Origin of the sequence: Hahella sp. NBU794 (genome assembly GCF_050749805.1) — a bacterium.
In the GTDB taxonomy this organism is placed as follows: domain Bacteria; phylum Pseudomonadota; class Gammaproteobacteria; order Pseudomonadales; family Oleiphilaceae; genus Hahella.
In genome coordinates, this window is the sequence record NZ_CP192738.1 from 6369964 (window position 1) to 6383028 (window position 13065).

At 53.3% G+C, this 13065-nt stretch carries 14 protein-coding genes; 7 read left to right on the forward strand and 7 right to left on the reverse strand.

Going from position 1 to position 13065, the window contains the following annotated elements; translation table 11 throughout:
* Positions 1–6: 6 nt before the first annotated feature.
* The 3 genes from ACQYWX_RS27980 to ACQYWX_RS27990 are packed head-to-tail and all read left to right on the forward strand — an operon-like array spanning position 7 to position 2352.
* On the forward strand, positions 7–606 hold the full coding sequence (locus ACQYWX_RS27980; protein WP_216737541.1) for an XTP/dITP diphosphatase: 600 nt from the start codon (positions 7–9) through the stop codon (positions 604–606).
* Positions 599–1765 (forward strand): radical SAM family heme chaperone HemW, encoded by a 1167-nt coding sequence (gene hemW, locus ACQYWX_RS27985; RefSeq protein WP_216737542.1) that lies wholly within the window; start codon positions 599–601, stop codon positions 1763–1765. Before ACQYWX_RS27980 ends, hemW begins: the two co-directional genes overlap by 8 nt.
* Positions 1766–1824: 59 nt before the next feature.
* Entirely contained in the window at positions 1825–2352 is a 528-nt protein-coding gene (locus ACQYWX_RS27990; protein WP_431687085.1) for a hypothetical protein, read from the forward strand.
* Between the two features lie 34 nt (positions 2353–2386).
* Here ACQYWX_RS27990 and trmB read toward each other — a convergent pair whose 3' ends face one another.
* Complete coding sequence (gene trmB / locus ACQYWX_RS27995; RefSeq protein ID WP_431687086.1) at positions 2387–3073, reverse strand: tRNA (guanosine(46)-N7)-methyltransferase TrmB; 687 nt, start codon at positions 3071–3073, stop codon at positions 2387–2389.
* 532 nt (positions 3074–3605) lie between these two features.
* On the opposite strand from trmB, the gene ACQYWX_RS28000 reads away from it, so the two are divergent.
* Positions 3606–4457: a hypothetical protein gene (locus ACQYWX_RS28000; RefSeq protein WP_431687087.1), complete on the forward strand. Its 852-nt coding sequence runs from the start codon at positions 3606–3608 to the stop codon at positions 4455–4457.
* Between the two features lie 309 nt (positions 4458–4766).
* Here the strand turns inward: ACQYWX_RS28000 and ACQYWX_RS28005 are convergent, their stop codons facing one another.
* On the reverse strand, positions 4767–6299 hold the full coding sequence (locus ACQYWX_RS28005; protein ID WP_431687088.1) for a YifB family Mg chelatase-like AAA ATPase: 1533 nt from the start codon (positions 6297–6299) through the stop codon (positions 4767–4769).
* A 107-nt stretch (positions 6300–6406) separates the two neighbouring features.
* Entirely contained in the window at positions 6407–6685 is a 279-nt protein-coding gene (locus ACQYWX_RS28010; RefSeq protein WP_216737547.1) for an accessory factor UbiK family protein, read from the reverse strand.
* 411 nt (positions 6686–7096) lie between these two features.
* On the opposite strand from ACQYWX_RS28010, the gene glnK reads away from it, so the two are divergent.
* The 3 genes from glnK to ACQYWX_RS28025 all read left to right on the forward strand — a co-directional run bounded on the left by glnK (position 7097) and on the right by ACQYWX_RS28025 (position 9187).
* Entirely contained in the window at positions 7097–7435 is a 339-nt protein-coding gene (gene glnK / locus ACQYWX_RS28015) for a P-II family nitrogen regulator (protein WP_011400096.1), read from the forward strand.
* Positions 7436–7486: 51 nt separating this feature from the next.
* Positions 7487–8758, forward strand: coding sequence for an ammonium transporter (locus ACQYWX_RS28020; protein ID WP_216737548.1), 1272 nt, complete (start codon positions 7487–7489; stop codon positions 8756–8758).
* A gap of 177 nt (positions 8759–8935) precedes the next feature.
* Positions 8936–9187, forward strand: a complete 252-nt coding sequence (locus ACQYWX_RS28025) for a SemiSWEET transporter (protein ID WP_127973844.1) — start codon at positions 8936–8938, stop codon at positions 9185–9187.
* A gap of 15 nt (positions 9188–9202) precedes the next feature.
* Here ACQYWX_RS28025 and ACQYWX_RS28030 read toward each other — a convergent pair whose 3' ends face one another.
* The 4 genes from ACQYWX_RS28030 to speE form a co-directional block, all read right to left on the reverse strand.
* Positions 9203–9739, reverse strand: coding sequence for a L,D-transpeptidase family protein (locus ACQYWX_RS28030; protein WP_279501526.1), 537 nt, complete (start codon positions 9737–9739; stop codon positions 9203–9205).
* A 278-nt stretch (positions 9740–10017) separates the two neighbouring features.
* Complete coding sequence (gene fabB, locus ACQYWX_RS28035; RefSeq protein ID WP_127973846.1) at positions 10018–11232, reverse strand: beta-ketoacyl-ACP synthase I; 1215 nt, start codon at positions 11230–11232, stop codon at positions 10018–10020.
* A gap of 31 nt (positions 11233–11263) precedes the next feature.
* Positions 11264–11815 (reverse strand): bifunctional 3-hydroxydecanoyl-ACP dehydratase/trans-2-decenoyl-ACP isomerase, encoded by a 552-nt coding sequence (gene fabA, locus ACQYWX_RS28040; protein ID WP_011400101.1) that lies wholly within the window; start codon positions 11813–11815, stop codon positions 11264–11266.
* A 221-nt stretch (positions 11816–12036) separates the two neighbouring features.
* Positions 12037–12900, reverse strand: coding sequence for a polyamine aminopropyltransferase (gene speE, locus ACQYWX_RS28045; protein WP_216737549.1), 864 nt, complete (start codon positions 12898–12900; stop codon positions 12037–12039).
* Positions 12901–13065 lie beyond the last annotated feature (165 nt).

The window sequence follows — 13065 nt, forward strand, 5'->3', positions numbered from 1 at the left end:
TAAATCATGCAAAAGATCGTACTAGCCAGCAATAACGCTGGCAAAATCAAGGAGCTGAACCGATTGCTCGGCTCCCTCGACATCACTGTCGTCTCCCAGAAAGAACTGAACATTCCCTCTATTGAGGAAACCGGACAGACTTTCATCGAAAACGCCATTCTCAAGGCCCGTCACGCAGCGGCCGTATCCGGCCTGCCGGCTCTGGCGGATGACTCCGGCCTGGAAGTGGACGCCTTACAGGGCGCGCCTGGCATCTATTCCGCACGCTTCGCGGGCGAAAGCGCCTCGGATCAGGACAACAATGCCAAGCTGCTGCAGTTGCTGGCGAATACGCCTACTGGCGCCAGAACCGCGCGCTTTCACTGCGTACTGGCCTTTATGCGTCACGAAGCCGACCCAGTTCCGATTATTTGTCACGGCGCCTGGGAGGGCTCTATTGCAGAGCAGGCTAGCGGCGGCGGCGGATTCGGCTACGACCCGCTGTTCTGGTTGTCTGATCGACAGTGCACCTCAGCGGAATTAACGCCGGAGCAGAAAAACGCCCTCAGCCATCGCGGTCAGGCGATGGCGCAACTGGTTGCGGAGTTAACCCGCCTATATGGCTGATATTTTGACGCCGGGGCTGCATAGGCCGCCCCTGGCGCTTTACGTTCACATCCCCTGGTGCGTGCGTAAATGCCCATATTGCGACTTTAATTCTCACACCGCCCGATCGGAGCTGCCTGAACGAGAGTATCTGCAGGCGCTGCTACGGGATCTGGATACTGAGATGTTCAGGCTGGAGCAGACCGGTGGACAAAGAGCCCTTGGCTCCATTTTCTTTGGCGGCGGTACTCCGAGCCTGCTCTCCCCCGACATTATCGCCTCGATTATTGATGGCGCGCGCCAGCGACTGGGCTTCCATGACGACATTGAGATCACGCTGGAAGCCAATCCTGGAACCGTTGACGAGGCTAAGTTCAAAGACCTGTTTCAAGGCGGCGTTAATCGTTTGTCTCTGGGCGTACAGAGCTTCCAGCCTGAACTACTGACGACGCTTGGCCGCATACATAACGGCGAGGACGCCATCCGAGCCGTGGACAAAGCCCGCCAGGCAGGGTTCGATAATTTTAATCTGGATCTGATGCACGGATTACCCGGACAATCTCTGCAGCATGCGATGGAAGATCTGGATACAGCGATCAGCCTGAGCCCTACGCATCTGTCCTGGTATCAACTGACCATTGAACCTAATACCGAGTTTTACCGCCATCCGCCCCAACTGCCGGAAGACGATACCCTCTGGGAAATTCATGAGAACGGCTGCGAACGTTTAGCTCAGGCTGGTTATAACCAGTATGAAATCTCCGCCTTCGCCCAAACGGGAAAAGAGTCGAGACACAATCTCAATTACTGGCGCTTTGGAGACTACCTGGCCATTGGCGCAGGCGCTCACGGCAAGCTGACGGGAACTTCCGGGGAGGTTATCCGCTATTGGAAAACCCGCTTGCCGCAGCACTATCTCAGCCGCATCGATAACTATACGGCGGGGGAAGAAATAACTCCGGCTCACGAGGCTGGCGTGGACTTTCTGATGAATGCGCTAAGATTACGGGAAGGCGTGGAGGAAGAACTGCTGCTACGCCGCACTAGCGTTGGCGTCTCTCTATTGGAGCCGCAACTGAGTGAAGCCCGCCAAAAAGGCTGGCTGCAGTCTGACCGACTGCAGTGCACAGAGTTAGGCTATCGTCACTTAAACGCTGTTTTAACTCATTTTATGGACTAGCCCAGCCCGACAGCTTTGTTTTACACTGGACACTTCCCGGATAATACAGGTTTCTACCTATGGACGACCCTCACCCGTCGCAGAAAAACCGCATTGCCTTCAGTCTCGCCGCCACCGTCCTTTTTGGCGGACTGATTTTCTGGATACATCCTCACCTGCAAAACGACGTAGCGCCTTGGGGCTTCGTCAGTTTCGAACTGGCCAAAAACCCATTCAGAGCAGAACTCATCCTCAACTCATGGGGTCGTGAGGGACAGTTCTGGGCGACTTGGAGCCTGATTCTGGATTTTCCGTTTTTGGTCGCCTACACCGTGCTGCTTTGCGCATTATCGCGAGGCGCGGACAGCGACCTGAAGCATTTGTTTACAGTGGGCTTTCTGATTGCGGGGATGTGCGATGCTGTTGAGAACTTCGCCCTGGGCTTTGTTCTGGGTGGTTGGCTGTATCCCCAGCTGACTGCCGCGGCCTATTATTTCGCCAGTCTGAAGTTTCTGCTACTGATCACGGGGGGTGGTTTTCTGCTGACTCGCCTGATGCACTTCCTGCGTATCAGAATCAACCGGGAAGCGACGGCGAAATCCAACTGAAACCAGGGGCGCTCGTCACGCCCCTTGCTCAATATCAGTCGACGCGACGGAACATGAGGTCCCAAACGCCGTGTCCCAGGCGCTCGCCACGTTTCTCAAATTTGGTGACGGGACGGGTGTCAGGGCGCGGTGAAAACTGCCCCACTCCCGCAATATTCTCCATTCCCGGCGCTTCGCTCATGATCTCCATCATGTGCTCGGCATAAGGCTCCCAATCCGTCGCCATATGGAATACGCCTCCGCTCTTCAGCTTGGCGCGAATTCGCTGCACGAACTCCAACTGCACAATCCTGCGCTTGTTGTGGCGTTTCTTGTGCCAGGGGTCAGGGAAAAACAGCTGTACGCGATCAAGCGAGGCGTCTGGCAGGCATTTATCAATCACCTCGTTGGCGTCATCCCAGAAAATACGGATATTCTCCAGGGACTGCTCTTCCATATGTCGCAATAAGGCGCCGACGCCCGGCTTGTGTACTTCTACGCCAATGAAATCGGCATCAGGCTCGTTGGCGGCCATTTCCGCCAGAGACTGTCCCATGCCGAAACCGATCTCCAGTACTACTGTCGAGCGGCGGCCGAATGCGCTTTCCAAGTCCAGCAGGCCGTTTTCCACAGCCAGACCTTTTTCCGGCCACAAGCGATCAAACGCTTTTTGCTGGGAGGCCGTCATACGCCCACCTCGAATAACAAAACTGCGAATGGGGCGTAAATGTTGATTATCCATAGCTACTCTAAATCGTTACTCTAACTGCTTCAGGAAAGTCTGGTCACACCAATGAGGGAAACGCTATCGCCATCATCGGAAAATAGGGGCTGGAATGATAGGCTCCGTATAAAAAACACGCAACGACTTATCGCCTCATTTTTCATGTGCATCCGCCTCACTTAAAAATAAAAAGTCCTGTAATCACGCACCGAAACCTCCCCTATTCTTGCGCCATCAGGGTACCTCAGCCTCGTCCCTCCAGTAGCACGCACCAAAATAAAGCAAAACTTGGGGGCACGCTATCTCCACAAAATGAGGAACGCACAACTTTGGTCAGGCGCCTCGATTAGGCCAAAACAAAAGCATTGGCCGGAGCCACCCGAAACCATGGGCTTTAAGCTAAGCTTTAAAGATAGATGATCTAACGCCCCGTGAACGGCGACCAGATCAACAGACTCCTTGGCCTTTATATTGCTTGGGCTGGAGATAGTAACCCCGGCTATTGCAGTACCGGAAACATCAACCATAGAGCTAATAATTAAAATGGAAGATGAACATATCTATTTCTAAAGTCCGCCAAGCCTATGAACGGCACCAAGCCCGGCAGCGTTGCCTGGAGCTATGCCAGCAATTGCTGGAGCTGATCACTCATATTCAGCAGCATCGCGGCGCCACGCTTGCGATACTCGGAGGCGACGATTTTTTCGAGATCCGCCTGGCCGCCATCAAACCCTATGTGCTCAAAGACTTACAGGAAGTGCAGCGGCTGCGCGGAGACCTAATCTCCGATGACAGCTGGCAGAGTCTATGCGCGGAATGGTTCACGGTGAATTATCATTGGCGTCAGGATAGCGCCTTCCATAACTTCGAGTTGCATACTCACCTGATTCAGCAGCTATTGAAGCTATACAAGGACTTCCTGAACGGCCCGCTGTTTGAGCACCTGGACCAGTCCCATCAACCCGTCGCGCGTCTGTCTTTGAATGAGTTGCCTGAGCTGATGGAAACCGCCGCCCAGATTCGTGGTATCGGCACTCACTGCCTGGCTTCGGGAGCGAAGGAGAAAGCCTTCGTCGACCGACTTGGTTTTTTATCACGCTACTTCACGCAATCCAGCCACCACATCAGCGGCCAGTATGACGTGGACGAGCTGCTGCAGGCGGGGCAGCCCTGGTACAAGCTCGGGGAAATCTGGCTGGGCATTGAACATCGCATTACTGAAGAGCTGACGCCAGGACGCACAGGGGAAGGACTACTTGCGGACCAGTTCTTCAGTGACAGCAGTCAGCTCGTGTTTCAAACCAAACAATATGTCAAAGCAGGCTTGAAACGCCTGAAAAGCGCCACCGACAGGGAGTTGGAGACATGGATAAACAGCAGTTCTTATCATACCGGCACCTGACCCGCTTCACTCCCACAGAATCCGCCGCGCGACGCCTTTTTACGCTCTCAATTCACAAGCGTTTACATTCCAGGCGCCGTTCCTTTATAGATAGATTAGAGCATTTTTTGTACAATTCAATTGACTGGGCCATGCCTATGCACCCAGTCAAGCAAATTCGATCTGAAGCGATCGAAATTGTCTTCCTAAACCCCATTTAGGAGCCCCCTTGGGCTCCTCTTTTTATTAGGCGCGCTTATTCTTCAGCGATTCAACCACTTGCACCCATTTCTACACGCAAAAGCATTAATCTCCCAGAAGCTCCGACACCTAATTTGTCTGTGACATCTCATGCTGAGGCTCCCTGCGCCGATCCAAAGCGCGAAAGCTGAGCGACTCTAATAGATGCGCCGCCTGGATGTTGGGCGAGCTGGACAAATCAGCGATGGTTCTCGCCACCCGCAGAACCCGGTGATAGGCCCTGGCGGATAAGCCAAGCCTTTGCAGGGCCCGCTCCAGCAACTGCCTCTCTTTTTCTCCCAGTTGACAGTGCTGCTCCAGGGACTCGCCCTGCAGATATTGGTTAGCGCAACCTGCTCGGACCAATTGCGCCTGTCTGGCGGCGTTCACCCGCGAAGCAATCTGAGCGCTGCTTTCCGACCTGGCGGCGCGTTGCAACTCGTTGATAGCGACAGCGGGCACCTCGACATGCAAGTCAAAACGATCCAACAAAGGACCTGAAATCTTTTGTCGATAACGACTTACCTGCATTTCGGTGCATTTGCAGGCCACTTCAGGGTGGCCGGAATAGCCGCAAGGGCAAGGATTCATCGCCGCAATGAGCTGAAAACGGGCAGGAAAGGTGGTTTGCTGTGCGGCTCTGGAAATCACGATCTCTCCAGACTCCATAGGTTCTCGCAATACTTCCAGCACTTTTCGGTCAAATTCCGGCAATTCGTCGAGAAATAGCACACTATTGTGCGCCAATGAGATCTCTCCAGGTTTGGGATTAGATCCGCCTCCGACCAGCGCAACCGCAGATGCCGTATGATGCGGCGCGCGGAAACGCCGCTGCCGCCACTGCGTCATATCCAGACTAACGCCCGCCACGGAGTTGACCGCCGCTGTTTCCAGCGCTTCCATTTCCGTCAGCTCAGGCAAGATGCCCACCAGACGCGACGCCAGCATAGTTTTCCCCGTTCCCGGCGGGCCGAACATCAACATATTGTGATTGCCCGCTGCGGCGATCTCCAACGCCCGCTTGGCTTGAAACTGGCCCTTAATGTCCGCCATGTCTGGAGCTTTGCGACTTGACGCTGGGCGCTCCTGCTGGCGTATCGGCGTCATGCGCTCATGTCCCAGCAGAAAGGCGGCCAGCTGTCCCAAAGTAGCGGGCGCATAAACTTCCAGCGCAGACACCAGACTGGCCTCTTGAGCGTTTTGTGGCGGCAGTATAATTTTAGCACCAGCCTGGGCGCAGCGAAGTGCGGCGGGCAGCATTCCAGCCACTGGCCGTAGCTCTCCAGAAAGCGCCAGCTCACCGTAAAATTCATATCCTGCGAGCGCTTCATCCGGTAATTGCCCTGACGCCGCCAGGACGCCAACGGCGATAGCAAGATCATAACGACCTCCCTCTTTGGGAAGATCAGCGGGGGCGAGATTAATGGTGATGCGGCGGGCGGGAAATTCAAAACCGCTGTTAAGTAAAGCGCTCCTGACCCGATCTTTGCTTTCTTTGACTGCGGCTTCAGGAAGCCCAACGATAGACAGGGCCGGCAAGCCGTTTGACAGGTGGGCTTCGACTTTTACCAGCGGGGCTTCCACGCCAAGTTTGGCGCGAGTGTTGACGATTGCGAGTGACATACTCCCTCCTTGGATAAATTCAGCCTCGTTCCTGAGGCGCTAATGTGTGTAGATATTAAAGCGAGACCGGCGACCTGATTCTCATCGCCGGTTAATAAAAAAGTCCGTTAGGCTTGTTCGCCTTGCTCACTCTTGGCTTGCAAAGCCGCCTCCAGTTCAACCACGCGTTTTTCCAGACTATCCAGTTTCTCGCGGGTGCGGCGCAATACTTCCAATTGCACATCGAACTCTTCCCGGGTCACCAAGTCCAGCTTGGAGATAATGCTGGAGAAAGCCGCCTTGGCTTGTTGCTGCACATCTTCATGCGCGGATTTAGCGACATCCGGCACAAACTGACCAAAATGCTGGTTGAACGCGTTAAGCAAATCTACTGGTGATACCGACATGGAAAGTCCTCCGTTTTTCGGAGCGGCGATTGTACCACGGCGTTCCTGGTTTGTTTATGGAATCCTCCCCGTTTCCCGCCATTGGCTGTAGAACCGGAGTTAATGTGACAACAAATCCTGTTTATAACGTTATCATTCCGCTTTTTTGCACAAATTCTGTGCATTTTTATAAATGCGCACCAGCCACGGGCGCCAATTAACCTCAAACAGGGGCGTGCTGCGCTATAATTGTGCCCTGGTTTTTCCACAAGGTAAGAATTATTCATCTAGTTAACTGTTTTAAATAAATTTTTTATCATTGGCACAGCAGATGCTACATCACGCACAAATTCCGCACATATTTTTGTGCGTGGTTGAGCTTGCTGATTGTGCGATTTCTATAACAGGCGGGTAGATACAAAGGAGAAAAAAATGAAACTGGTAACTGCCATTATCAAGCCATTCAAGCTGGATGATGTGCGTGAAGCACTCTCCGAGATTGGCGTTCAGGGCGTGACCGTGACCGAAGTAAAAGGGTTCGGTCGTCAGAAGGGCCACACCGAGCTGTATCGTGGCGCAGAGTATGTCGTCGACTTTCTCCCCAAGGTGAAAATCGAAGTCGCTATCGGCGATGACTTGCTCGACCAAGTCGTAGAAGCCATCACTAAAGCCGCAAACACCGGCAAGATCGGTGACGGCAAAATTTTTGTGGTGGATCTGCAACAAGCCATCCGCATAAGGACCGGCGAGACTGGTACAGACGCGATTTAACCAAAACTAACAACAACTGGTAACTGACAAGCCTAGTGCGGAGGGCTTTTCATGGAAAACAATGTTTTTCACTTACAATATGCATTAGATACCTTCTATTTTCTTGTGATGGGCGCATTGGTCATGTGGATGGCCGCGGGTTTCGCCATGTTGGAATCCGGCTTAGTGCGCGCCAAGAACACCACTGAAATTCTTACCAAAAACGTCGCTCTCTACGCCATCGCCTGCATCATGTACCTGATCTGCGGCTATGAAATCATGTATGGCAGCGGCGGATATTTCCTAAGCGCCATCATGCCTGGCGAGACCTATGTCGACGACACTTTGAAGTCATTCGCTGAGCGCGATGGCGGCTTCACTGGAGGCGCTATCTATTCCGGCGCATCTGACTTCTTCTTCCAGGTCGTATTTGTGGCGACCGCCATGTCCATCGTATCCGGCGCCGTCGCCGAACGTATGAAGCTGTGGGCGTTCCTGGCCTTCGCTGTGGTGATGACTGCATTTATCTATCCGATGGAAGGCTCTTGGACCTGGGGCGGTAATGCTGTATTCGGTCTATACAGCCTGGGCGATATGGGCTTCAAAGACTTCGCGGGTTCCGGCATTGTTCACTTGGCCGGTGCAGCGGCGGCTCTGGCAGGCGTATTGCTGCTTGGTCCACGTAAAGGCAAATACGGCCCTAACGGACAAGTTAACGCTATCCCTGGCGCTAACCTGCCTTTAGCGACACTGGGCACTTTCATTCTGTGGATGGGCTGGTTCGGCTTCAACGGCGGCTCAGTATTGAAACTGGGCGATATCGGCAACGCCAACTCCGTGGCGATTGTTTTCCTGAACACTAACGCAGCAGCGGCCACTGGCGCGATCGCAGCGCTGATCACCGCTCGCCTGCTGTTCGGCAAAGCTGACCTGACCATGCTACTTAACGGCGCCCTGGCAGGTCTGGTGGCGATCACTGCTAATCCTGACGCTCCCTCCCCCGTGGCCTCCTCTCTGATTGGCGTAGTGGCTGGCGTGCTGGTCGTATTCTCCATCGTGACCCTGGATAAACTTAAAATCGACGATCCTGTTGGCGCGATCTCTGTACACGGCGCTTGCGGTCTGCTGGGTCTTCTGGTGGTTCCCTTCACAACTGACGTTAGCTTCATGGCTCAGCTGGCTGGCGCGCTCACCATCTTCGTATGGGTATTCGCAACCAGCTTGGTGGTGTGGGGCCTGATTAAAGTGATCATGGGCATCCGCGTCAGCGAAGAAGAAGAGTACGAAGGCGTGGATCTGGCGGAATGCGGGATGGAAGCCTATCCTGAATTCACCCGCGACTGATCTCTCAAATCGACTTCAAAGAGGGCTGCCATTTGGCGGCCCTTTTTCGTGTGAGCAGGATACGGTGTTATTAGAAGTCTGCGCCCCCATCCATAACGACGGGGCGTACATATTTTCCCCTAGTTACGCTGCCGGACAGCGTGATTAAAATGCGCGCAATTCTATAGGGTTAATAAGATGTTAGCATCCATCATCGGCACATTGGCGGCGCTGCTCACCACACTGGCGTTCCTGCCTCAGGTCAGACAAACGTTGAAAACGAAAAACACATCCGGCATCTCGCTCGGCATGTATAGCATTTTCACGTTGGGCGTCTTTCTGTGGCTGCTTTATGGGATCATGATGGTCGCGTGGCCAATTATTATCGCTAATACTCTGACATTAGCGCTGGCGTCCACCGTGTTGGCGTTGAAGCTGAAGCACGGTTAATGGCCGTGCGCTGACCTACGGCAGAATTTCAATAGGCGTGCCGTCCGGCACCAAAGACCAGATCTCATCCATCGCCTGATTGTTGACGGCGATGCATCCATCCGTCCAGTCAAACTCGTAAAGCCAGATACTGTCACGGTCATGATTAAAACCATTGGGCCAGCCATGGATCATAATCATCCCGCCCGGCTCGCGTCCCTGGCTCTTCGCGAATTCAACGTCCTGATCATTAGGGTAAGAGACGTGAATGGACTTGTGAAAAGCGCTGTTAGGGTTACGCCAATCAAGTGAGTAAGTGCCTTCAGGCGTTCGCTCATCCCCTTCGAACTGTTTATGCCCCAGCGGCTTATCGCCCAAAGCGATCGGATACACCCGCAAAGGCTTCCCTTCTTTCAATAGAATCAAAAGTCTGGACGCTTTCTTTACCTGAACTTTATCCACCAGAGGAGCCATATATGCGGATTCAGACAACGCCAGCGAAGTTTGCGCCTGTTCCGCGCCGACACCGCAAGCAAAAAGAACACCCGCCAGAAATAGAAAACCTTTCCGCATGAGACCCTTTAGAAATTGAATGGATGACGCTTAACTAACAGCATAGCAAACATAAGAATCCTGCACAGATTCGAACTGTGACCAACATCTTCTATTTGTATCTCAGCTATGCGCGTGATGTTTTTACATCACAATCAATGAGATGCCAACCGGGTTAGATGAAAATACCAGAAAACAGGCATAAAAAAGCCTGCGCCAGGCGCAGGCTTTTTATTCTTTCGCTGTCCCGTCCTGAATATAGTTGACACCTATTTCAGGACTAGACACGCAGAACTGGATCAGCCTTTGTATTTGCTGAAAGCCAGACAGGCGTTAGTGCCACCGAAACCAAAGCTGTTGCTCAGAACAGTATTCAGTTCCGCATCGGTAGGCTCGGTGACGATCGGGAAGCCAGCGGCTCTCTCGTCCAGCGCCTCGATGTGACGAGATGGCGCGATGAAGCCGCCTTCCATCATCAACAAGCAGTAGATTGCTTCGTGTACGCCAGCAACGCCCAAAGAGTGGCCGGACAGTGATTTAGTAGAACTGATGCGCGGCAGATTGTCGCCAAAGGCTTCTTTTACTGCTTTCAGCTCAATAATATCGCCGACTGGCGTACTGGTGCCGTGAGTATTTACGTAATCTACCGGCGTGTTTACGGTAGACAGCGCCTGATGGATACAGCGTACAGCGCCTTCTCCAGATGGAGCCACCATGTCTTCGCCATCGGAAGTGGCGCCGTAGCCCACCAATTCAGCGTAGATCGGCGCGCCGCGACGCAGCGCATGCTCCAGCTCTTCTACGACGACAACCGCGCCGCCGCCAGCGATGACAAAGCCATCACGAGTGGAGCAGTATGGACGTGAAGCACGGGAAGGGTCGTCGTTGTACTTGCTGGACAACGCGCCCATAGCGTCGAATAGAACCGCCAGGCTCCAATGCTCTTCTTCACCGCCGCCAGCGAATACGACGTCTTGCTTGCCCAACTGAATTTGTTCCCAGGCGTGACCAATACAGTGAGCGGCGGTCGCGCAAGCGGAAGTAATGGAGTAGTTAACGCCGCGAATTTTGAACGCGGTGGACAAACAGGCGTTTACAGAACTGTTCATGGTGCGGGGTACGCGATAAGGTCCCACACGCTTGACGCCTTTCTCACGCAGAATATCGACGGATTCGACGACGTTACTGGTGGAGGCCCCGCCAGAGCCCATCACGATGCCGGTGCGAGTGCTGCTCAACAGCTCTTCGTCTATCTTGGCGTCTGTGATGGCCTGATTCATAGCGATATAGGCGTACGCTGCCGCGTCGCCCATGAAGCGTAGATGCTTGCGGTCGATGTGTTCAGCGAAATCGATCTGGACGCTGCCACTGACCTGACTTCTCAAGCCCGCTTCTTTGTAGCTTTCGTTAAACCGAATGCCTGAGCGGCCAGCTTTCAGTGACTCAGCCACCTCCTCTTTGGAGTTGCCCAAGCAGGATACGATTCCCATTCCGGTTATGACGGCGCGTTTCATTCAGAAACCTCTTACATTTGCAAAGGATAACTTATTTGATTTCCGCACCGCTCATAGCGGCGGGGTCAAACAAGCCCACTCGTAAATCCTTGGCAGTATAAATGGCTTTACCGTCGACATACACGGTTCCATCAGCCAAGGCCATAATTAACTTACGAGCGATTACTCTTTTGATATCGAGAACATACTCGACGGATTTTGCGGACGGCAACACCTGACCGGTGAACTTAACTTCGCCGACCCCCAGCGCCCGGCCCAATCCCTTGTGACCTTTCCACGCCAGGAAAAAGCCTACCAGCTGCCACATGGCGTCCAGTCCGAGGCAACCCGGCATGACCGGATCGCCAACGAAATGACACTTAAAAAACCACAGATCCGGATTGATATCCAACTGCGCACGCACGATCCCGTGACCGTAAGCTCCGCCTTCTGCGGAGATTTGAGACACCCGGTCGACCATCAACATCTGGTCTACAGGAAGTTTCGCAGCGCCTTCGCCAAATAACCGTCCCTGTCCGCAGGCTTGAAGTTCTTCTTTCGTATATGAAGCTTTCACTCCATGGTTTTCTGCTATTGCGTGCACGCAGTTAACTCCGATTTCTATATCACGTCCAATAGCCTGCCAACCATATACCGGCTGTATTGCCGTTTCTTGACAGGAGTTATGGTTTGCATGTTAGTGCGCCCGAAAAAAGAACGTCTATTGGACAAAGGTAGGTTCGCACCCTTTTCGGAAGGCCCGATTCCCTTATGGTACCTGGCCTTAAGCATTAAAATACAGATGTATAGAAATAAACGTTCCGACTAATCTAAGTCAAGTTCATTCTTCATGAATTCAGGCAGAGCCAAGGCTGCTTTATGCACTTCCGCATTGTAATAGCGAGTGACGAAAGGACGCTCAGCCGCATCTTCTTCACGGAAGAATTCCAGCTTCTTACCTTTGCCCGCCATGGTGCAGCTCCACCAGCCGGTAGGATACACAGGCTGCGGGAACGGCAGCGTTCTGACGCCGTCAAAACCAGCCTGACGCATATCTTCATGCACTTTCTTGATGATGCTGGACGTGTGCAACAAAGGGGATTCCGTCTGCTGCACGATCATGCCGCCCTCGCGCAACGCCATGAAACAGTTGCGGTAGAAGTCGACGGCGAACAGGCCTTCAGCTGGCCCGACCGGGTCGGTGGAGTCGACGATAATCAGGTCGATGGACTCCAGCGGCGCGTCAGCGATCCACTTGATGCCGTCGCCGAAGAAGAAGTTGGCGCGCGGGTCGTTGTTAGCGGTGCACAGATCAGGGAAATACTTCTCTGCAACGCGGGTGACGCGTTCGTCGATTTCAACCTGCCAGGCTTCTTCAACGCCAGGGTGTTTGAGCACTTCTTTCAATGTGCCGCAATCGCCGCCGCCAACAATTACGACTTTCTTCGGCGCCTGATGAGTGAACAGCGCGGGGTGGGTCATCATTTCGTGGTAGAGGAAATTGTCACGGTCAGTCAACATGACGCAACCGTCCAACACCATCAGATTACCGAAAGTTTCCGTCTCAAAGATTTCAATCTTTTGATACTGGCTCTGCTCTTCGTGCAGTTTACTTTTTACTTTGAGGGAAAACCCGGTGCCCTGGTCCTGAAAGATTTCGGTAAACCACCCGGGGATCTGCTCGCTCATTATGTTCTCCCAATGATTCGATTAATTATTGTCGGCGCGATGCGCCTGCGGCTAAAGCAGCATATTGTAGGCGTAAGGCGCGAAGATCACAGCATTATTTTGGGATTCGCCAGCGTTTCCAGGTAGCCAGGAAACATAGTGCAATACAAAGCCCATAACTTATTA

Coding starts and splice junctions, on each gene's coding strand:
- fabB (WP_127973846.1), bottom strand. CDS start 11,232: ATGAAACGCGCCGTCATAACCGGAATGGGAATCGTATCCTGCTTGGGC.
- ACQYWX_RS28030 (WP_279501526.1), bottom strand. CDS start 9,739: ATGCGGAAAGGTTTTCTATTTCTGGCGGGTGTTCTTTTTGCTTGCGGT.
- glnK (WP_011400096.1), top strand. CDS start 7,097: ATGAAACTGGTAACTGCCATTATCAAGCCATTCAAGCTGGATGATGTG.
- ACQYWX_RS27990 (WP_431687085.1), top strand. CDS start 1,825: ATGGACGACCCTCACCCGTCGCAGAAAAACCGCATTGCCTTCAGTCTC.
- ACQYWX_RS28020 (WP_216737548.1), top strand. CDS start 7,487: ATGGAAAACAATGTTTTTCACTTACAATATGCATTAGATACCTTCTAT.
- ACQYWX_RS28025 (WP_127973844.1), top strand. CDS start 8,936: ATGTTAGCATCCATCATCGGCACATTGGCGGCGCTGCTCACCACACTG.
- ACQYWX_RS28010 (WP_216737547.1), bottom strand. CDS start 6,685: ATGTCGGTATCACCAGTAGATTTGCTTAACGCGTTCAACCAGCATTTT.
- hemW (WP_216737542.1), top strand. CDS start 599: ATGGCTGATATTTTGACGCCGGGGCTGCATAGGCCGCCCCTGGCGCTT.
- speE (WP_216737549.1), bottom strand. CDS start 12,900: ATGAGCGAGCAGATCCCCGGGTGGTTTACCGAAATCTTTCAGGACCAG.
- ACQYWX_RS28005 (WP_431687088.1), bottom strand. CDS start 6,299: ATGTCACTCGCAATCGTCAACACTCGCGCCAAACTTGGCGTGGAAGCC.
- ACQYWX_RS28000 (WP_431687087.1), top strand. CDS start 3,606: ATGAACATATCTATTTCTAAAGTCCGCCAAGCCTATGAACGGCACCAA.
- ACQYWX_RS27980 (WP_216737541.1), top strand. CDS start 7: ATGCAAAAGATCGTACTAGCCAGCAATAACGCTGGCAAAATCAAGGAG.
- trmB (WP_431687086.1), bottom strand. CDS start 3,073: ATGGATAATCAACATTTACGCCCCATTCGCAGTTTTGTTATTCGAGGT.